Raw genomic sequence first — 20780 nt, 5'->3', positions numbered from 1 at the left:
GCATGGCGTTCGCTTTCACCGTCCTCGAATTGCAGTAGTGCGGCGGCTCGCCGGTCAGGCCTTGGGCCGCACGCGGTAGGTCTTACCTTTGGCGGCCTTGAACGTCAGGGTATAGCCGATTGCGCTGCGCTGGCTGCGCGCAGCGACGCCATCCACCGTCACCGGCACTGCAGTGCGGACCACGCACTGGCCGCCCTGGCGGGCTTCGATGCGGGCGCTTTGCAGCGTGCCGCCTTTCCAGGCCATGTCCACCACGTAGTTGCCGCGTGCGACCAGCCCCTTCACTTCGCCGTCCCGCCACGCGGCGGGCAGCGCGGGCAGCAGGTGCAGTTCGTCGTTCTGGCTTTGCAGCAGCATCTCGATTACCCCCGCCGCGCCGGCGAAGTTGCCGTCGATCTGGAAAGGCGGATGGGCGTCGAACAAGTTGGCGTAGGCACCGCCATGCGAGTCGCCCGGCCTGGTCAGGCGCAGCAGATTGCGGAACAATTTGTAGGCGCGGTCGCCATCCAGCAGGCGGGCCCAGAAGTTGACTTTCCATGCCAGGCTCCAGCCTGTGCCTTCGTCGCCGCGCAGTTCCAGCGTGCGGCGCGCGGCCTGGGCCAGCTCCGGCGTGGCCAGCGGCGAAATGCTGTGCGCCGGGTGCAGCGCGTACAGGTGGGACACATGGCGGTGGCCCGGCTCGACCTCGTCGAAGTCCTTGTACCACTCCTGCAGCTGGCCCTTGGCGCCGATCTGGAAGGGGAACAGCTTTTGTTCGGCAGCCTGCACTTCCTTGCGGAAGGCATGGTCGGTGTCGAGCACCCGTCCGGCCGCCTCCAGGTTGGTGAACAGGTCGCGGGCGATCGCCATGTCCATGGTGGAGGCCACGCTGACGATGCCGACTTTTTTGTCGCCGTAGTGGAACGCGTTTTCCGGGGAGGTGGACGGCGCGGTGACCAGGCGGCCCTGCGCGTCCGGCTGCAGCCAGGCGAGCAGGAAGCGCGCCGCCTCCTTCATGACTGGATAGGCCTCCTTGAGGTAGGCGCGGTCGCCGGTGAACTGGTAGTGCTCCCACAGATGGCGGGTCAGCCATGCGCTGCCCATAGCCCAGTTGGCCCATTTGGGGTCGCCTTTGCCGAAATCGCCAACCGGGTTGCTGGCTGCCCAGATGTCCGAATTGTGGTGGACCACCCAGCCGGGGGCGTGGTAGAACGACGCCGCGGTTTCCTTGCCGGTGACGGACAGATTGCGGATGAGGTCATTCATGGGTGAAAACAGCTCGCCCAGGTTGGCGCTTTCCACCGGCCAGTAGTTCATCTGCACGTTGATGTTGGTGGTGTAGTTGCTGCTCCACGGCGGACGCACCAGCTGGTTCCAGATACCTTGCAAGTTGGCAGGGGCGTCCTTGGTGCGGGACGAGGAAATCAGCAGGTAGCGGCCGAACTGGACGTACAGCGCTTCCAGGGCCGGGTCGGCCTGGCCGTCGGTGTAGTCGGCCAGGCGGCGGTCGGTGGGGATGGCGCTGCGGTCCCGCTGGCCCTTGTCCTGGTCCAGGTCCAAGGACAGGCGGTCGAAATAACCGTGGAAGTCCGCAACGTGCGCTGCGCGCAAGGCTGCGTAGCCGCGCCGCGCAGCGCGCTCCAGGTGGCCGGCGGCCAGCGCGTGCTGGTCCTTGCCGGCGCTGTCCGGGCACTGGTCGTAGCCGGCGAAGCTGGTCGCGGCCGATAGCAGCAGCACCACTTCCGAAGCGCCGCTGACTCGCAGGCGGCCGCCTTGCGCGGTCAGCGTGCCGTCCGTCACGATGGGCTTGGCGATCAGCTCATAGCGCATGCCTTTGCAGCGGGACGGATCGTCCTGGACCACGGGCTCCGGGTTGTCGTTGACGTAGCTTGGATCGACGTGCGCCGGCGCTTTGCCGCGCAGGGTCAGCATGTTGTCCGCAGCCGTGGTCTCGGCGCGCAGCTGGCTGCGCGTTTCCAGCGCGAGATTGAGTGCGCGCGGCTGGTCCGCCGTCAGGCGCACCACGATCACCTGGTCCGGCGCCGAGGCGAACACCTCGCGCCTGTACCGCACGCCGTTGGCGGTGAAACTGGTGGTGGCGACGCCGTCGCGGATGTCTAGGGCGCGCCTGTAATCGGCCACGCCGGCGCCGTTCAGGTCCTGCTGGATCAGCAGATCGCCCAGGGGCAGATAGCCTTCCGTGTAGCGGCCCTGTATTTTACGGGTCAGCGCATAGGCCGAGGCGTAGTCGCCGCCGCCGAGCGCATTGCGCACCTGCCCCAGCGCTTCGAAGGCACCCGGATTGAGATTCTTGTCGACCGGCCCGCCGCTCCAAAGCGTGGCTTCATTCAACTGCAGCAGCTCCTGCTCGGGGCGGCCGAACACCATGGCGCCCAGCCTGCCGTTGCCGACCGGCAGGGCGTCCGTCCACGCGGCTGCCGGCTTGTCGTAGTGCAGGACCAGTGCGTCGGGGCCGGGTGCGCGGGCGTTGGCGGCGGCTGCCAGGGTGGCCGCCAGCGCGGCAAGCGCGATGCGTATAGAGATCATTGGAGCGGTCCTGTCAGTGGCTGTAGAGGTTGAGGGCTGCATTGCATGTCAGTTGGCCGGAACGGCATAGACTTCGAATTCTTTCACAGTGGCCGGCGCTCCGGCCGGCAGGCTGAGGAAACGGATGCGCATGAACCGCGCTTTGACGGGTGCGGCGAAGTCCGCCAGTGCATACTTCGCTTGCGTTGCCTCGGCCTTGCCGACCGGCGACCACGCCAGCCGGTCCAGCGACGATTCGACCACAAAGGCGGTGCCCGGCGCCGGCCCATCGATGCCGATGCTGCGCACATCGTAGATGTTTTCCAGGTCGACCGACCACACGGCTTGCTCCGCCGAGGACTGCCACTGGGTGCTGTCCTGGCCATCGTTGGCCAGCCTGGCCGAACTGCCCGCGACGGCCGCGCTGGCGGACGTGGGCCGGTTCAGGCTGACGTTGACGGCGGTCTGCGTTTTGTCCTTTTTCGCGGGCAGGTAAGTCGCCACCGTCATCGGTTTTGCCAGCGGACTGCTGCCTTCAACGTAAGGGTCCGGGCCGTCGGTGTCAATCTCGATCACTGCGTCGGACAGGCCCGGCGAGGTAGCGCGGATACGCGCTTTGCCGGCATAGTAGGAGCGGAAGTTGATCGCCGCCTGGCCGTCGCGTATTGCCACCAGGGACTTCCCTGAGAAGGTGATGCTGCGGCCTGTCGGGAATGCGCCGGGGCCGCTTTCGATGGCCAGCGTCACATCCGGCGAGTTGCTCAATGCGCGCCCATCCTTGTCCTTCACAGTGACGAGCAGGTGCACGTCGTCGTGCCCCTGCGTGCCGCGGATGACGGTCTTGTCGGCGCTCAGATCCAGCCTGGCGGGCGTGCCCGGCACAGGCCAGGCCGGCGGCGGCACGCCCGCGTACTGCTTACGGTACCAGTAATACTGGCGCTTCGGGATGCGGAAGTAATCGACCATGCCCATGGAGCCGAATTCAATCGCGGCAATCGAACCGTGGTCGAAGCCGGCCCAGATCGCCTCGCCGCTGCGCCACTTGTAGCGCCACGGATAGGCGGCGGTGCTGCCCTGCTGGTCCGGCGGGTCGCTCAGGTTGCCCCAGCCCGGTTCATAGGCGCCGGGGCGGTCGGTGATCGTGGAGCCGTACTCGGAGACCACGCTTGCCACGCCGGGATTGAGGTACAGCGCGGCGCCGTCGCCGTTGTAGCCGGCGATGTCGCCCAGTTTGTCGATCTCGCCGCGCTGCGACCCGCCGATGGCGACCGGCCGGGACGGATCGAGTTTGCGCATCAGGGCGACCTGGCGTTTGGTGAATTCGCGCAGCGCGCCCATGGCCTCGGGCGCGCTGAAGAAGGTCTCGTTGCCGTTGCTCCAGACGACAATGCTCGGATGGTTGCGGTGGATGCGTATCATTTCGGCGCTTTGCGCCAGTACGCTGGCCTCGAACTCAGGCCGGTCCTCGGGCTTGGGCGGGTAGGCGCTGGAAAGCCAGCCGGGATCGGCGCTGAAGCCGCCTATGCCCCAGAACGGCGCCTCGGACCAGAACAGCATGCCCAGTTCGTCGGTGGCCTGGCTGAAGGCGGGGGAGTGCGGGTAGTGCGAGCCGCGGATGAAATTGAAGCCGGCGTCCTTGATCATTTTCACGTCGCGCCGCGACGCCGAGCGCGTGACGGCGTCGCCCCATCCGGCCTGGTCCTGGTGCACATTGGCGCCGACCAGGTAGACGTGCTCGCCGTTCAGGAAGAAGCCGCTGTCCGCAGTCCATTTGATGGAGCGGATGCCGAAAGGAGTGGTAAAGACGTCGGCAAGCTTGCCGTCGACGTAGACTTCACTTTTGAGGCTGTACATCGCCGGGCGGCCCGGCTGCCACAGTTCGGGTCTGGCGACCGGGGGCGGAGTGTGCAGTATGGTGGCGCTGGCGCCGGCCGGCACGGCGCGGCGGCTGCGGACACTGGTAACCAGCTTGCCCGACGGGCTGTAGACGCTCGACACCAGCAGCATGGATTGCGCCTGCGCCGTAGCGTTGCCGACCTCCGTTTCGATGGTCAGCGTGGCGCGCTCCTTGGACACCTGCGGAGTCTGCACGAAGGTGCCGTACCAGCTGACGTGCACCGGCTCGGTGAGCACCAGGCGCACGTCGCGGTAGATGCCACCCGAGAAGACGTGCTCGCCCGCACGCGGCGACAGCCTGGCGTCCCACAGGTTGTTGACCCGTACCGCGATGGTGTTGGCGCCCGGCCGCGCGTGCGGCGTGATGTCGATGCTGAAGCCGGTGTAGCCGCCGCGGTGGCGACCGGCGTTTTGCCCGTTGACGAAGATTTCCGCGTCCTGGAACACGCCGTCGAATTCGAGGTTCAGGCGCTTGCCCCGCCAGGCCGGCGGCACGCTGATCGTCTTGCGGTACCAGCCGTAGCCTACGTAAAAGCCCGTGCCCAGAAAATAGGGCGTGCTGAAGGAGTGCGGCAGGTGCGCCACGTCCCACCGGCTGTCGTCGAAAGCGGTGTCCATCGCGCCTTTCGGGTCGCCCAGGGTGAACTGCCAAGCCCGGTTCATGTCTATGATTTCACGGGGTTGCCCGGCCGCTTGCGGGGCGGCGCCGGGCAAGGCCAGTAACAGGATGGCCAGCAGAGGTAATGCATGCTTCTGGAAAAACCGGTGGAAGCGGAGGATGGTGCAGCGCATTCGTTTATTTCCTGGGTAAGGGGGCAAGGGCGGCGAAGGGCGTCGTCAGGAGGCGCCGCCGTACCGCTGTCTTGCTGTTCGATTGGCTGTGATTGTATTCTATATATTTAGTGCACTCAAACTGTTTTTCCTTCTCACAGCAGTAATTTTGATATGCGGGCTGGTCATATTCATAACGGTGTCGAGCCAGGGAGCGGGTACCATCGCCGCGTATCCTCTTTTATCGTAGCCATGTTAGCCCAAGGAGCGCCGCATGCGGCCTGAATGCAAGCGCGCGGCGTTGTCGCGCCGCGATTTTCTCAAGGCCGGCACGGTTGCCGCCAGCGGCCTGATACTGGGCTTCGTGGTCCCGGGAACTCAGCGACAGGCGCGCGCGGCCGGCGCTGGCGAGCCGTCCGCGCCCAACGCTTTCCTGCGCATTGCGCCGGACGGCGTCATCACCGTGATCGTCAACCGGCTCGAATTCGGCCAGGGCGTGCATACTGCGCTGCCGATGTTGATCGCCGAGGAACTCGACGCCGACTGGTCGCAGATACGCGGCGAACTGGCGCCTGCCGGCCTGGCCTACAAGGATACGCTCTACGGCATCCAGATGACCAGCGGCTCCCTCTCCGTGGCGCATTCCTACACCCACTACCGTGAAACCGGGGCGCGCGCCCGCGCGATGCTGATCGCGGCGGCGGCCAGGCTGTGGCAGATCAAACCCGAGCAATGCCGCACCGCACAGGGCATGGTGATCGGCCCAGCCGGCCAGCAGGCCGGCTATGGCTCGCTGGCCGATGCCGCCATGCAGCAGCCGGTGCCGGTAACGGTCAAGCTGAAGGACTCAGGCGCGTTCCGTTACATCGGCAAGCCGGTCCCGCGCCTGGACGCGCGCGTCAAGTCCAATGGCACGCAGCAGTTCGGCATCGACTTCAAACCGCCCGACGCCAAGGTCGCCGTGGTTGCGCGCCCGCCGGTGTTCGGTGCCACCGTGCGCAGCCTGGACGCCGCGAAGGCCAGGTCCATCAGGGGCGTGATCGACGTGCTCGAGCTGGCGGCCGGCAGCGGCGGCACCGGCGTGGCGGTGATCGCGGACGGCTACTGGCCAGCCAAGTTGGGCCGCGACGCGCTCGTGATCGCCTGGGACACCAGCGCCGTCGAAAAAGTCAGTTCGGCGCGGCAGATGGAGCTATACCGCGCGCTCGCACTCGGCAAAGGCCTGCCGGCCAGGATGGCGGATACCAGCAAGCTGGCATCGGCGCCCGGGAAAATCTCGGCCGTCTACGAATTCCCTTATCTGGCGCACGCGCCGATGGAACCCATCAACTGTGTGGTTGATCTACGGGCCGGCCACTGTACGGTGTGGACAGGTTCGCAGTTCCAGACTTTCGACCATGCCGCCATCGCCGCCACGTCGGGCCTCAAGCCGGAGCAGGTGACCTTGCATACCATGGCATCCGGCGGGAGCTTCGGCCGCCGTGGCGTGGCCACTTCGGACGATCTGATTGAAGCGGTCAACATCGCCATGGCATGGAAGCGCGGTCCGCTGAAAGTGATCTGGAGCCGCGAAGATGACATCAAAGGAGGGTACTATCGTCCGTCCCACATCCACAAGGTCGACATAGGCCTCGACGCCCAAGGCGGCATACTGGCCTGGGACCACGTGATCGTCGGCCAGGCCATCAGCGCCGGTACGCCGTTCGAAGCGGCGCTGATGAAGAACGGCGTGGACGCGACGACCATCGAGGGCGTCGGCGAAACCTACGCCTTGCCGGTCAACCTGACGGTTCATCACGCCAAGGCCAATGTGCCGGTGCTGTGGTGGCGGGGCGCGGCTTCGTCCCACACCGCCTTCGTCATGGAAACGCTGCTCGACGAAGCCGCCCACGCGGCCGGAGTCGACCCGGTTGCCTTCCGCCGCAGGCTACTGGACGGCAAGCATCCGCGGCATCTGGCGGCGCTCGACCTGGCGGTGGCCAGGTCAGGCTACGGCAAGCGCAAGCTGGCCAGCGGACATGGCTGGGGCGTGGCGCTGCACGGGACGTCCGGCAGCGTCGTGGCCTACGTGGTGGAGGTCTCTGTCACCGACGGCGTACCCAGGCTGCACAAGGTCACGGCCGGTGTGGCTTGCGGTACCGCCGTCAACCCGCTGACCATAGAAGCCCAAGTGCAGGGGGCAGTGCTGATGGCCCTGGGGACCACGCTGCCCGGTTCCGCCATCACGCTCAAGGACGGCGTAGTCGAACAGGGCAATTTCGGCGACTATACGGTGGCCCGCATGCCCGACATGCCGCAGGTCGATGTCTTCATCGTGCCGTCGGACGAACCGCCCACCGGCATGGGCGAGGCCGGCCTGCCGCCGCTGGCGCCGGCCTACGCCAACGCCATCTTCAGCCTCACCGGCAAGCGCCTGCGCAGGCTGCCGTTCGACCTGGCGGCCGCCTAGGCAGCGCGCCCGGCTGCCTGGCCACGCGCTCAGGCGCCGCCGCCGGCGAAGGTGCGGGTCACGCGCTCCAGGTGTGTACGCATGGCCCTGCGGGCGCCGGACTCGTCCCGCCTGACGATGGCTTCCAGTATCGCGCGGTGGTCCAGCAGGGTTGCCTGGCGCAGTTCCTCGGTCCGGTAGTGCTCCTTCAGCCGGTGCCACAGGCTGCTGCGCTGGCGCCAAAGGTAGTCGATCACGCCGACCAGCGCCGAGTTACCGGTCGCGTGCGCGATCGCGATATGAAAATTGCGGTCCGCCTGTTCGTTGCTGGACCGGTCTTCATGGCTGCGTTCCATCTCCAGCACGGCCGCGAGGATGGCGTCCAGCGCGGCGGGGGACGCATTCCTGGCCGCAGTGGCCGCCACTTCCGTCTCTATCAAGCTGCGGGCTGCCAGCACTTCGAACGGCCCCGGGCCGGCTTCCGCGACATCGGCGGGAGGGGCCGGGTGCTTGCTGACGTAGACGCCCGAACCGCCGCGCACTTCGATCACGCCTTCCAGTTCCAGCGCGATGAGGCCTTCGCGCAGCGACGCGCGGCTCACGCACAGCGACGCGGCCAGCTCCCGTTCAGCGGGCAGGCGCGCGCCCGGCGTCATTTGCTGCTCCCGGATCATTTCCTGTATCCGTCCGGCCACCACCCGGTACATGCGGACCTCGGGCGGACGCGTGGCCGGTGCCTGGAACGCTTTGGTTTCGGTCATGTCGTTCATATTGTTCCCGTCTGTTCGATGCCGTAGAAGCGCGCGGCGTTCAAGCCGAATACCGCGTCCCGTTGCCCTTGGTCCAGATGTGCGAGCAGCGCGTCGCTGGCCGCTAGCCACGCCGCGTAATCGGCCGCCAGCCGGAGCACCGGCCAATCGCTGCCCCACATCACACGTTCCGGCCCGAATACCTGCAGCACGTGGCGTGCATACGGCATCAGCTGTTCCACCGTCCAGCCGGGGCCGGCCTCGGTGACCATGCCTGACAGCTTGCAATGCACCTGCGGCTCGGCCGCCAGGCGCGCCATGTCGTCCAGCCACTGCGCGTCCGGGACGGCGCCCATGGCCGGCTTGGCCATATGGTCGATGACGATGGGCAGGGAGGGGTGGCGGCGCGCAAAGGCCAGCAGCGATGGCAAATGGCGCGGCAGCACCAATGCGTCGAGACGCAGGCCGTGGCGCAGCATGGCCCCAACCGCCGGAGCCAGGGCGGGATCGTTGATCCAGCCGTCGTCTTTCAGGTCCTGCAGCATGGGCCTCAGGCCGCGCAGTTTGGGGTGGGCCGCCATGACCGCGATGCGCGAGGAGGCCTCTACCGCCTTCAGGTCCACCCAGCCCACCACGGCGGCGATGAAGCTGTGTTGGTCGGCCAGGTCGAGCATGAAGCGGGTGTCGGCCTCGTTCGGCATGGATTGCACCAGCACGGTGGCGGCGATGCCATTCTGCTGCAGCAGGCCGGCCAGGTCGTCCGGATAGAAATCGCGGTAGATGGGGGCAAGGTCCGGAGGCGGCCAGGCGCCTGCGCGCGCGGCCAGCCGCCAGAAATGCTGGTGGGCGTCGATGCGCATCATGGCATGGCCTCCATGGGAATGATGGCGCCCCGGTGCGCCACCACGGCTGCGGCCAGCGTGCAGCCGAATTGCGCGGCCTGGACGCTGTCCGCGCCACTTAGGCGCCGCGCCAGGTAGCCGGCGCTGAAACTGTCGCCGGCGGCGGTGGTGTCGACGGCGCGTGTCTCCAGGGCCGGCACGTGCACGGCGCGGCCCGCGGCGCCGCCGACCAGGCAGCCTCCGGCGCCCAGTTTGAGCACCGCTTCGCGCATGCCGAAGGCTTCCATCCGTGCCAGCGCCTCCGCCGGGCTGCGCGTGCCATGCAGCGCCACCTCGTCGTCGAAACTGAACAGGGCGTGCGTGCAGACCTGCGCCGCGCGGTCCATCCAGTGGCGGGCGGTCGCCGCGTCCCACAGGGCGGCGCGGTAGTTATTGTCCAGCACTACCCAGGCGCCGGCTTCGCGCAGTCGCGCCGCCAGTGCCAGCAGGGCTGCGCGCCGTTCGTCGTCCAGGATGGCCAGTGTGATACCGGTGAGCAGCAGGATGCGGCATCCGTCCAGTGCTGCCTGCAGTTGCGCCAGGTGTGCGGCCGACAGCATGGTACGGGCAGCGGACTGCGAGCGCCAATAGACGAAGCGGCGCTCGCCAGCGGCGTCGGTTTCGATCGCGTACAGGCCGGGCGTGCCGCCGGGCAAGGTGTCCACCAGGCTGTCGTCGATGCTTTCGGCCTGCATGTGCTTGCGTATCAATCCGCTCATCGTGTCGTCGCCCAGCGCGCTGACGTAGCGCACGGGCAAGGCGGGCGCCAGCCGTTTCAGATAGACGGCGGTGTTGAAACTGTCGCCGGCCGCAGCGTGGACGATGCTGCCGTCCGCTTGCGGCCGCAGCTCCAGCATGCATTCGCCGACGGACCAGCACGCGCCGTCCGCAGCGCGCTGCCCGATACCGGCCATGTTAGTCGAGGCGCTCATGCGGCTTGCGCGGCGCGCGCGGCCGCCAGCTTCAGCGCGGCGCGCAGGCGCGGCTGCGCCAGAGGCAGCTCCATCTTGTTGGCCAATGCCACCACGGGCAGCATGCGGCGGCGCTTCTTTTCCTCGTGGTTCTGGGCGATGTCGGCCAGGCGGTGCGCCAGGAAGGGATTGCAGAAGCGGTCGCGCACCTCGGCCAAGTAGGCCCTGGCGATGTCGCCCTCGCCCAGCGCGTCGAACACGGGCAGCACTTCTTCTTCCCACGCCGCTTCCAGCTGCGCGCGCGCCTTGGGATTGGACATGGCCTGCAGCACCGTCTCGTCCTGCGGACGCTGGTGCTGTTGCCAGTGTTCGGCCAGGAAAGAGTGGCCCAGGTTGAGCAGGAACAGCTTGCGCCTCTCATAGGGCTCCAGCTTGTCCGTGACGACGATTTGCGGATGGGTGCACGGCAGCACCATCTTTTTTTGCGCCTCGATCACCCAGATGGCGTAAGGCTCGGCGACCGCGCCGGCCGGCTCGATCGCTTCCGAGACGATGCGGTCCACCAGCGAGTTGACCCACACGCAGCCTTTGCCCAGGTAGACGATGAAACCGCTGTCCAGCTTCCATGCGTGCGCCAGCCTGCGCACCAGGTCGCGCAGCACGGTGCCATTGTCGGCCACCAGCTCGCAGGGGTAGAGCGTGACGGGCGCGGCGCCGCGCAGATAGCGCTGGTGCAGCAGTACCAGCAGCTTGGCGGGGAAACTGCGCGGCGGCAGCGCCGCGTCCAGCAGCTCGGGCCCATCCTGGTCGGACAGCTCGTATCCCTTGTCGCCGGTGTTCGAGACGATCACCTGTACCGACGTGGAGGCCAGTTCGCGGATCGCAGCCCAGTCGCGGTCCGCATGCAGCCCGGCTTCGACCGCCGTGACCCTGTGCTCCTGCTCGATCACCTCGCCATCCACGCAGCCACGGATGCGCACCGGGTAGCCGCCCGGCGCGTTGAAGGCGTCCACCCGCTGCGCGCTCTGGGCGTTGCCGGTGGTTTGCACCACGGTGATACGGCCCAGCGCCTGTTCCCGTTGCAGTGCCTGGTCGACGAACAGGTCCACGTGCGCTTGCAGGAAGCGGCTGGTGCCGAATTGCAGGATAGCGGAAGTCATCTTATACCTCGACGATGGCTTTGATGACGCCGGCGGCCGGATCCATCCATTGCGGCAGCACGTCGACGAATTCGGACAGGGTGGTGCGGTGCGTGTTCATCAGGCCGGTGGGAACCAGGCCCGCCTTCATCGCCGCCAGCACCTCGCTGAAGTCTTCCGCGGTGGCGTTGCGGCTGCCCAGCAAGCTGGTTTCGCGCTTGTGGAATTCGGGGTCGGCGAAGGAAATGCGGTCCAGCACGATCGACACCAGCACGTAGGCGCCGCCGTGCGCGACGAATTCCAGGCCGCGCTCCATCGCCTTCACGTTGCCGGTGGCGTCGAAGACAACGTTGAAGAACTCGCCGTTGGTCAGCGCCGACAGGCGGGCCTTGTCGTTCTCGTCCACCTGCACCGTTTGCTTGATGCCGAGCGCGCTGCGGCAGAACGCCAGGCGGTCTTCACGCGCGTCCAGCACCGTGACGTTGCCGCCCTTGAGCTGGGCAAACAGGGCCACGGCGATACCGATCGGGCCGGCGCCGACCACCAGCACGTTCTGGCCTGGGCGAACATTGCCGCGGCGGACAGCGTGAGCGCCGATGGCCAGGAATTCCAGCATCGCGGCGTCGTCGAGGGAAATGCCGTCGGTCTTGAACACGAAGCGTTCGGGCAGCGCCAGGTACTCGGTCATGCCGCCGTCGCGGTGCACGCCCAGCACCTGGATATTGGTGCAGCAGTTGGTCTTGCCCTGGCGGCAGGCGATGCAGTCGCCGCAGGACAGATAGGGCATCACATACACCTGGTCGCCGGTCGCCAGTTCGCTGCCCTTGGGGGCGCTGACCACTTCGCCCGACAGCTCGTGGCCCATGACACGGGGGTACTGGAGGAAGGGCTGGGTGCCGCGGAAGATGTGCATGTCGGTGCCGCACAGGCCGATGCGGCGCACGCGCAGCAGCACCTCGCCGGGGGCCGCTTGCGGCAACGGACGTTCCACCAGTTCCAGCTCGCCCGGGGAGTGACATACGACTGTTTTCATCATGGGAATTTCCGAATGGATGTTGAGTATGTTTCGATTGTATCTCATATATTCAAAACATCCGAGTGAAAAAATCCGCCTTTGCTATTATATTTTTGATCAGCCTCAGGCCGCGTGGGCCCTGTTTTCCCTCTGGCGCAGCGAGCTGAGCATGGTCTCGCGGGACGAGCGCAGGTGGCTGCGCATCGCCGCCAGCGCGGCCGCAACGTCGCCCTGGGCGAGCGGGCGCAGGATGGCCAGGTGCTCTTGCAGCGCGTACTGGTTGCGCGGGATCTCGTCGCGCTTGTCCCATTGATAGTGGTAGTGGTACACCATGGACACGGCGTCGTTCAGGCCCTCGGCGAAGCGGTTGTCCAGCAGGCCGATCAGGAAGGTGTGGAATTCACGGTCCAGGTCGGGAAATGCGGCATGGGCCTCGGCCGGCTTCCTGCCCAGCGCCTCGTGACGCGCCAGCAGCTCGCGCAGCCGGGCGAATACCGGGTCGTCCGGCGCCAGCGCGGCTATGCGCTCGATCGCCTTCAGTTCGAACATCTCGCGCACTTCGCCCAGCTCCTCGGCGTATTTGGTGTCGAAGGCGCACAGGCGCCAGCCGCCGCGCGGATTCTTCTCGATCAGGCCATTGCGCGCGAAGCCGATCAGGAATTCGCGCACGGCGATGGTGCTGACCCCGGCTGCGCGCGACAGCTCCACCTCCGAGAACTCCGCCCCCGGCGGCAGGTCGCGCGCATAGATGCGCTCCATCAGCACCTGCTGCAGCTGGTCCGTGGCGCTGTGCAGTTCCGACACGTCGAAGTAGTCGGCCGGCTTGGGCTTGCGCAGCAGATAGCGCTGCTTCATGCCTTCGATCAGCCCGTGATCGGCCAGGTGAGCCAACGCGCTGCGCACGGCCGTGCGGCTGCTCTCCACGATCTCGGTCATCCGCATTTCGGTTGGCATGGGGTCGCCAACTTTCATATGGCTTGCGGCATGATCCAGAAGCAGGTTGACACTGCGCCGGGTAGTGATGGGAAGCTTGGACATTTTCGGGTATGGGGCGCCATGGCGGCGGATAGGGGACGAAACGCTATTTTACAACCAACGCCGCCCGGCCCCCATTGCGCAATAAAGGGCCGAAAGTTGTTGAATGTCCTTTATACATTGAATACACTACAGCTCGCCGGCGCGTGCTGCGGCGGCATTTCTTTATCAACTGGAACAAGGACAGGCGATGGAACGCATGGGCATGGTGATCGGGATAGAACCCGGCAAGATCGACGAGTACAAAGCCCTGCATGCGGCAGTGTGGCCGCAGGTGCTGGCCACGCTGGCCGCAGCGAACGTGCGCAACTACACGATCTTCTTGCGCGAGCCGGAGAATCTGCTGTTCGGCTACTGGGAATACCACGGCAGCGATTTTGATGCCGACATGCGCGGCGTGGCGGCCGACCCCGAGACCCAGCGCTGGTGGACCTTCTGCGCGCCGTGCCAGGTACCGCTGGCGAGCCGGGCCGATGGAGAGCACTGGGCCATGATGCGCCCCGTGTTCCATGTGGACTGACGGCTGCCTCGAATAAGCACCAATTTGTCATTCCGCATGGGCGGCCCGCCGATGCGGAACGACAGGTATTTCGGGGTACTTTGACGTTGCATCATCGGTTTTTCTCTCCCTCTCTCTCCTCTCTCTTCTCGATCCGGCCGCTTGGGCAATTTCATTTTCCGTCTTGACGTTTTTTGGAATTGCGGCGCCATGGCGCTGATCACACAATGCATGCACGGCGATTTTGCGCTGCCCGCTTGCGGTCGGCGCCGGCCCCCCGGGATGGTCTGCTATTCCTTCGCTCCTGCTTCGTCTTCTTCACTGCGTTACAGCTAGTTTTGCGGGCGGTTTCGGCCGCCTTGCGTAGCGAAGATGGGCCGGGTGTGCAGGTGAGGCGGTCGCCGTGTCCGAAGTCTAAAGAACATCCTAACGGAGGAGATATGGAGTTGAAGCAAATCTGCGCGGTGCTGTCTGCGGCCTTGTTCATGGCGCCTGCCGCCCAAGCGGAATCCTATAAATGGGATACCGTTGCCATGGGCGGTGCCGGTTATGTCACCGGCGTGATTCCAAGTAAATCGGAGCGGGGCGTGATTTACATGCGCACCGACGTGGGCGGCGCTTACCGTTGGGATGCCCAGCGCGAGCGCTGGATCGGATTGCAGGACTGGATAGGCGAGGAACGCACCGGCTTCATGGGCGTGGAATCGGTGGCGGTCGATCCGAAAAATGCCGCCAACGTCTATTTGATGGTCGGCACCCAATACTTCAACGGCGGCAAGAGCGCCATCCTGCGTTCCCGCGATTATGGCAAGACTTTCGACATTGTCGAGACCACGCCGCAATTCAAGGCGCATGGCAACGGCATGGGACGCGGCAACGGCGAGCGGCTGCAGGTCGACCCGGGCGACAGCAATGTGCTGTATGCGGGCACCCGCCGCGATGGCCTGTTCAAGAGCACGGACGCTGGCTCGACCTGGAACCGCGTGGCATCGCTGCCGGTGAGCTCCACGCCGAACGACAACGGCATCGGCGTCGTGCTGCTCGACCCCACCAGCGTCGACGGCGGCTCCGCCCAGCGCATCTTCGTCGGCGTGTCGCGCCTGGACTCGGTCGGCCCCAACTTCTATTTCAGCTATGACGGCGGCGAGACATTCGAGCCGGTCGAAGGCGGCCCCACCGGCCTGATGCCGCAGCGCGCCGTCATGTCGCCCGAAGGCAAGCTGTATATCACGTACGCCAACGGCGGCGGCCCCCATCCCACCGAACTGGAGGCAATGAACCAGGGCCAGGTATGGGAATATGACGCGGCGGGCGGCAACTGGACCAATATCACCCCGGCCGGCATGAACGGCCCGTTCGGCGGCATCAGCATGGATCCGGCCGACCCGCTGCACCTGGTGGCGTCCACCACCAACGTCTGGCAGCCGCAGGGCGGCGGCTGGGGCGACCAGATCTATACCTCGCGCGATGCCGGGCGCACCTGGTCCAATGTGATGGCACGCCCGTTCGCGATCGACCCGAAAGGCGCCAACTGGATCACCAGCAGCTCCATCCACTGGGCTTCGGATGTGCAGTTCGATCCTTTCGATACCAAGACGGCCTGGGTCGTTTCCGGCAACGGCGTCTTCCGCACCACCAATATCGATGCACCTGCCACGACCTGGGACTTCGCTGTGGCGGGCGTGGAGGAGAGCGGCGCATTCTCGGTGGTCAGCCTGCCCAACGGGAAACTGGCGACTGCGATTGGCGACTACGACGGTTTCATCCACAGCGACCCGTCGCAGTATGGTCCGCGCCATAGCCCGTCCATGGGGACCACCACCAGCCTGGCCGCCAGCAGCGACGGCCGCGTGCTGGCGCGGGTCGGCAACCAGCTTTACTATTCCACCAACACGGGCGCCAGCTGGACCCAGTCCCCGGTCATCAATGGCCGCGCCGGCCAGCTTGCCGTGTCCGCCGACGGCCAGGTGCTGTTGCACAATCCCGAGAGCTCTTCCACCACCTACCGCTCCACCGACTATGGCGCCAGCTGGATCCCGGTTACCGGTCTGAACCAGTCGGACGCCCGTCCGGTCGCCGACACCGTCAACCCGCTGAAGTTTTACGCCTACGACAGCAGCAGCGGGCGCATGCTGGTGAGTACCGACGGCGGCGCTTCCTTCGCGCCGCAGGGCAATCCGGGACTGGGCGGTTCGAAGTTCATCACGGCCGTCCCGGGGATAGAGGGCGACGTGTGGGCATGCATGTCCGGCGGGTTGACGCACTCGACCGATAGCGGCGCGACCTTCGGCAAGATCAGCGCCGTCAGCAACTGCGCGACGGTCGGCGTGGGCAAGGCCGCGCCGGGCGCAGCTTATCCCGCCCTCTATGTCTGGGGCACCGTGGGCGCCGCGCGCGGCATGCTGCGTTCCACCGACCTGGGCGCGAGCTGGGTGCGCGTGAACGACGATGCGCACCAGTTTGGCGGCATCGGCTATTCCCCGGTCATTACCGGCGACATGAACAACTACGGCGCGGTGTACATGAATTCGATGGGACGCGGCGCGGTGTATGGCATGGTGGCCGCGGACGGCGACGTCCTGGTCACGCCGACCGATCCGAACAGCGGACCGAAGGAGCCGGCCAACAAATGCGAGTACGTGATCACCACGTCCTGGTCGGGCGGCCATCTCGCCGATGTGCGCATCACCAACAACCGTTCCGTGTCCGTCAACGGCTGGTCGGTCAGCTGGACTTACAGCGAGAACTCGACGGTCGATGGCTGGTGGAACGGCGCGGTCTCCGGCACCTCGCCGACTTTCACGGGCGCGTCCTCGGAGAGCTGGAACACCGTCATCGCGCCCGGCGCGACAGCCAGTTTCGGCATGGTCGTCGGCAATTACAACGCCACGCAAGTGCCGGCCGTCACCGGCGACGCCTGCAACTGATAGAGACCGGAGGCGCCGCTGGCGCCTCCCCACCGCACAAGAGGATGCTATGAAAAATTGTATTATCGGCCTGATGGCCAGCGCCGGCCTGCTGCTCGCTTCCGCAGCCCAGGCCAGCGTGATCAACTTTGATGAACTGGACGCGGGCGGCAAGCTGGCCAGCCTGGCCAAGACCGCCCCGTACGCCGGCTTGACATGGAGCGCCAGCTGGTTCCTGGGCGACACCACCGTGGGCGGCTACGACAATGGCGCCCATTCGGGCAACGAGTTTGTCTCCAACGGCTTCGGCGTCAACCACCTGGGCATCAGCAGCGCGACGCCGTTCAGTTTTAGCGGCGCCTGGTTCGCCGCACCGAACACCAACGGCTCCAGGGCCAGCTGGATCAATATCACCGCCTACGACAGCGCTAACCAGCTGATCGGCAGTACCGGCAACATCGCCATTTCGGCCAGCTACGCGCTCATCGCGGCCAACTTCGGCAACGTTGCGCGCCTCGATATCGCACGCGACAAGGGCTGGTTCGTCATGGACGACCTGAACGTCAGCAGCGGCACGTCGGTGCCAGAGCCCGGCAGCATGGCGCTGATGGGATTGGGCGTGGCGGCGCTGGCATGGGCAAGGCGTCGCAGACAGGGCAACTGAGGGAATGCGGGCGGCCTGAATATCTGTCTGGCTAAGTTAGGTCCCGACCATAGTATCGATAGAAACAAGAACAGCCCGCCAATAAGTGGGCTGTTTTTCCGTTGGCGGACCTTACCGGATCCAAGAACACCTTGTTGCGGGGACCTTGTTGTGTCGCCGCCCACGCCGCCCTGCGCTCATTCGTTCACCGAGACGACCGCCACCGCCTTTGGCGGCAAGGTGATGGACAGCTTGCCATGGTCGGCCTGCGCCTGGAACGGCGTAGGCAGCACGGCCTTGGGCGATGCGAAGCTGTTGTGCGCATCCATGGTGGCGGCCGTGAGCATGCTGCCGCTGGCGGACTTGACCACTGCGCCAGCCAGCGCGATGGAGACCGCGACAGCGTCCTTCGGACTGGTGTTGACCAGCGACAGATACAGCCTGCCGTCCTTTCCGCGCGCCGCTGATGCGCTCAGCAAGGGAATGCCAACGCTGCCCAGGCTGTACTGCTGATTGTTGTCGAGCTTGACCGGCAGCGAGACCGCATCCTGGAAGGGCACGTGCATCCTGAACGCGTGATAAGTCGGCGTCAGCAGCATCGTCTTCCCTTCGGTGAGTATCATCGCCTGCAGGACGTTGACCATCTGGGCGATGTTGGCCATGCTCACCCGGTCGGCATGGGCGTGGAAGATGTGAAAGTGCAGGGCCGCCACCAGCGCGTCCCTCAGCGAGTTCTGCTGCTGCAGGAAGCGCGGCGGGGTACCGGGCGTCGGCTCGTACCAGGTGCCCCATTCGTCGACGGCAAGCGTCAGCTTCTTCTGGGGATCATTCTGCTCGAGCTTGGCCACGTTGCTGGCAAGCAGTTCGCCCATGTGCAAGGCGTCCTTCAAAGCCGAGATCCACTGGTCTTCGCCGAAACCGGTGGCGGGGCCCTTGCTGCTGCTGCCACGGCCCGGCACCGTGTAATAATGCAGGCTGATGGCGCTCGCGGGGGCGCGGATGTTGCGGCTCAGGTAGTCGGTCCAGTCGACGTTGCCGTCCAGGCCGCCACCGGCGATGAGCTTGGTCGCCTGCGCGCCAGTTGCGTGCGCGAAGGTCGCGTGGTGGTTGTACAGATTGGTGAAATAGGCGGCCGTCATGTTGCCGCCGCAGCCCCAGTTCTCGTTGCCGATGCCGAAGAACGCAACCTTGAACGGCTTGGCCCGTCCGTTCTGCGCCCGCAGCCGCGCCAGCTCCGATTGGCCCTCGCCGGTCATGTATTCAAGCCATTGCGCCGTTTCGCGCGGCGAGCCGGTAGCGACATTGCCGTTCACGTAGGCGTCGGCGCCGATCAGCTCGATCAGGTCGAAGAATTCGTGCGTGCCCACGGCGTTGTTGTCCACCACGTTGCCCCAGTTGGTGTTCACCATGACCGGGCGCTTGCCGCGCGGGCCGATGCCGTCGCGCCAGTCGTATTCGTCGGCGAAACAGCCGCCCGGCCAGCGCACCACCGGCACCCGCAGGTCCTTCAACGCATCCAGGACGTCCTTGCGCCAGCCTTTGACGTTGGGGGTCTTCGACTCGGGACCGACCCACATGCCGCCATAGATCCCGGTGCCGAGGTGCTCGGCGAACTGGCCGTAGACATTCTTGTTAATGACGGCGCCCGGCTTGGCCACGTCGACAGTGACGGCCACTTCCGGGGCTGCAAGGGCAGCCTGGGCCGCGAGCATGCTGATGCAGCACAGGGCACGCTTGATCGATTTCATGACTTGTATTCCTATATTCAACTGCGGAGGGGGCTGCCACTGCATACGCAAGCGGCTGCCGTTTCCTCTGTCTATTCCTCGATCGCCAGTACGCTCACCGACTTTGCCTTCAGCGTCAGGAGGAGCTTGCCTTGCTCGGCGCGCGCCATCAACGGCGCGGGAGCAACCGAGCCGGGCGCTGCCGCGCTGTTGTAGGCATCCATGGCGCCAGCCGTCAGCACGCCGCCGCTGGCCGCCTTTGCCACCACACCCGCCACGCCGACGGTGACGGTCACCGCTTCCTTCGGATCGGTGTTGACGAGCGACAGGTACAGCTTGCCATCCCTGGCGCGCGCGGCCGAGGCGCTGACGGTCGGGAGCGCGATGCTGCCCAGGCTGTACGTCGGGTTGTTGGTGAGCTTGACCGGCAGCGAGACCGCATCCTGGAAGGGCACGTGCATCCTGAACGCGTGATACGTCGGCGTCAGCACCATCGCCTTCCCTTCGGCCTGGATCAATTCCTGGCCTGGGGCCTGCTGAGCAATGTTGGCCATGCCCAGGCGGCCGGCATGGGCATGGAAGGCATGGAAGTGCAGGGCCGCCACGAGCGCGTCGCTCAGTGCGTTCTGCTGCGACCGCTGCTGCGCCGTAGCGTCGCCCCCGTCCCATTCGCCCATCACGAGGGATATTTTTTTCGTCGCATCGTTCTTGTCGAGCATGGCGACATTGCTGTCGATGAACTCGTTGATCTGCCAGGCCCGGCTCAAGGCCCCGATCCACTGCTCCTCGGCCAAGCCGGGCGCCGCGCTCTTGCTGTCACGGCCCGCAGCCGGTGGACGGTGCACGCTGATGCCGTCGCGGTAATCGCGGATGCGTTTTTTGGTGCTGAGTTCATCGGTCCATTCGGCGCCGCTGCCGCTGGCGATGAGCTTGGGCGGCTCCTTGCCCTTTCCGCGGATGAACACTGCGTATTGGTTGTACAGGTCTGCGTAGTATTGCGGCGTCATGTTGCCGCCGCAGCCCCAGGGCGCGCGGCCAACGCCGAAGTATGCCACTTTGTATGGTTCGGCGCGGCCGTTTTTCGTCCGCAATTGCGCCAGCGTCGAACCGCTCGGCGCGGCCATGTATTCGACCCAATCGGCCGCTTCGCGCGGCGAACCGGTGCCGATATTGCCGTTCACGTAGGCGTCGGCGCCGAGCAGCTCGACCAGGTCGAAGAATTCGTGCGTGCCGACGGCGTTGCCGGCCGCGGCTCTTGCGCGCGGTCCGATACCGTCGCGCCAGTTGTATTCGTCTGCGGCGCAGCCGCTCGGCCAGCGCAGCACCGGCACGTGCAGCTCCTTCAGCGCAGCCACCACATCCTTGCGCCAGCCCTTGATGTTGGGAATTTTCGACCGGGGACCGACCCACATGCCGCCGAAATTGCCGGCATCGCTATGCCCGGCCGCCTGGCCATACAGATTCTTGCTGATGACCGCGCCCGGGTGTTCCGCATCGATGTCGATGTCCACGGTTTGCGCGGCCCAGGCCGACGCGGCCACCAGCAGGCCAGCGGCCATGATGGGGAATTGAAGGTACTTCACGGGCAGTCCTAGTGTTGTTGTTGAATGCGTGCGAGCCGGCCCCGAATTGCGGGCCGGCTCGGGCGTTTGCGGCTTATGCGCGCATCTGCATC

General features: G+C 66.0%; 14 protein-coding genes. 4 read left to right on the top strand and 10 right to left on the bottom strand.

What is annotated here, in order from left to right; genetic code table 11:
* Window positions 1–54: 54 nt before the first annotated feature.
* Together ACSQ8Y_RS10335 and ACSQ8Y_RS10330 are read right to left on the bottom strand one after the other, a co-directional pair.
* On the bottom strand, window positions 55–2526 hold the full coding sequence (locus ACSQ8Y_RS10335; protein ID WP_436266367.1) for a glycosyl hydrolase family 95 catalytic domain-containing protein: 2472 nt from the start codon (window positions 2524–2526) through the stop codon (window positions 55–57).
* 48 nt (window positions 2527–2574) lie between these two features.
* Window positions 2575–5193: a glycoside hydrolase family 2 TIM barrel-domain containing protein gene (locus ACSQ8Y_RS10330; protein ID WP_436266366.1), complete on the bottom strand. Its 2619-nt coding sequence runs from the start codon at window positions 5191–5193 to the stop codon at window positions 2575–2577.
* A gap of 253 nt (window positions 5194–5446) precedes the next feature.
* Here ACSQ8Y_RS10330 and ACSQ8Y_RS10325 point away from each other — a divergent pair, with 253 nt between their 5' ends.
* Window positions 5447–7621 carry a molybdopterin cofactor-binding domain-containing protein gene (locus ACSQ8Y_RS10325; RefSeq protein ID WP_436266365.1) on the top strand — a complete coding sequence of 725 codons (2175 nt, stop codon included), beginning with the start codon at window positions 5447–5449 and terminating at the stop codon, window positions 7619–7621.
* A gap of 29 nt (window positions 7622–7650) precedes the next feature.
* On the opposite strand, the gene ACSQ8Y_RS10320 is transcribed toward ACSQ8Y_RS10325, so the two are convergent.
* The 6 genes from ACSQ8Y_RS10320 to ACSQ8Y_RS10295 all read right to left on the bottom strand — a co-directional run bounded on the left by ACSQ8Y_RS10320 (window position 7651) and on the right by ACSQ8Y_RS10295 (window position 13249).
* Window positions 7651–8370, bottom strand: a complete 720-nt coding sequence (locus ACSQ8Y_RS10320; RefSeq protein ID WP_436266364.1) for a FadR/GntR family transcriptional regulator — start codon at window positions 8368–8370, stop codon at window positions 7651–7653.
* The gene (locus tag ACSQ8Y_RS10315) at window positions 8367–9212 is read right to left on the bottom strand and encodes an amidohydrolase family protein (protein WP_436266363.1); all 846 of its coding nucleotides are present in this window, start codon (window positions 9210–9212) and stop codon (window positions 8367–8369) included. The genes ACSQ8Y_RS10320 and ACSQ8Y_RS10315 overlap by 4 nt, the downstream gene beginning before the upstream one ends.
* Window positions 9209–10162, bottom strand: a complete 954-nt coding sequence (locus ACSQ8Y_RS10310) for a sugar kinase (protein ID WP_436266362.1) — start codon at window positions 10160–10162, stop codon at window positions 9209–9211. The genes ACSQ8Y_RS10315 and ACSQ8Y_RS10310 overlap by 4 nt, the downstream gene beginning before the upstream one ends.
* A complete protein-coding gene (locus ACSQ8Y_RS10305) occupies window positions 10159–11301 on the bottom strand; it encodes a mannitol dehydrogenase family protein (protein WP_436266361.1) in 1143 nt (380 codons plus the stop codon). Before ACSQ8Y_RS10305 ends, ACSQ8Y_RS10310 begins: the two co-directional genes overlap by 4 nt.
* 1 nt (window position 11302) lies before the next feature.
* Window positions 11303–12313 carry a zinc-binding alcohol dehydrogenase family protein gene (locus tag ACSQ8Y_RS10300; protein WP_436269798.1) on the bottom strand — a complete coding sequence of 337 codons (1011 nt, stop codon included), beginning with the start codon at window positions 12311–12313 and terminating at the stop codon, window positions 11303–11305.
* A gap of 105 nt (window positions 12314–12418) precedes the next feature.
* Window positions 12419–13249, bottom strand: a complete 831-nt coding sequence (locus tag ACSQ8Y_RS10295) for a GntR family transcriptional regulator (protein ID WP_436266360.1) — start codon at window positions 13247–13249, stop codon at window positions 12419–12421.
* A 271-nt stretch (window positions 13250–13520) separates the two neighbouring features.
* Here ACSQ8Y_RS10295 and ACSQ8Y_RS10290 point away from each other — a divergent pair, with 271 nt between their 5' ends.
* The 3 genes from ACSQ8Y_RS10290 (at window position 13521) to ACSQ8Y_RS10280 (ending at window position 17399) form a co-directional block, all read left to right on the top strand.
* The gene (locus ACSQ8Y_RS10290) at window positions 13521–13850 is read left to right on the top strand and encodes an L-rhamnose mutarotase (RefSeq protein ID WP_436266359.1); all 330 of its coding nucleotides are present in this window, start codon (window positions 13521–13523) and stop codon (window positions 13848–13850) included.
* A 419-nt stretch (window positions 13851–14269) separates the two neighbouring features.
* Entirely contained in the window at window positions 14270–16756 is a 2487-nt protein-coding gene (locus ACSQ8Y_RS10285; protein ID WP_436266358.1) for a cellulose binding domain-containing protein, read from the top strand.
* A 49-nt stretch (window positions 16757–16805) separates the two neighbouring features.
* Window positions 16806–17399: a PEP-CTERM sorting domain-containing protein gene (locus ACSQ8Y_RS10280; protein WP_436266357.1), complete on the top strand. Its 594-nt coding sequence runs from the start codon at window positions 16806–16808 to the stop codon at window positions 17397–17399.
* Between the two features lie 176 nt (window positions 17400–17575).
* Here ACSQ8Y_RS10280 and ACSQ8Y_RS10275 read toward each other — a convergent pair whose 3' ends face one another.
* Complete coding sequence (locus ACSQ8Y_RS10275) at window positions 17576–19126, bottom strand: alpha-N-arabinofuranosidase (RefSeq protein ID WP_436266356.1); 1551 nt, start codon at window positions 19124–19126, stop codon at window positions 17576–17578.
* Window positions 19127–19197: 71 nt separating this feature from the next.
* Window positions 19198–20688 carry an alpha-N-arabinofuranosidase gene (locus tag ACSQ8Y_RS10270; RefSeq protein ID WP_436266355.1) on the bottom strand — a complete coding sequence of 497 codons (1491 nt, stop codon included), beginning with the start codon at window positions 20686–20688 and terminating at the stop codon, window positions 19198–19200.
* Window positions 20689–20780 lie beyond the last annotated feature (92 nt).

It is taken from the genome of Pseudoduganella sp. LjRoot289 (genome assembly GCF_964252925.1).
Classification (GTDB): domain Bacteria; phylum Pseudomonadota; class Gammaproteobacteria; order Burkholderiales; family Burkholderiaceae_D; genus Rugamonas.
This window is presented reverse-complemented; position numbering and strand designations above follow the sequence as displayed.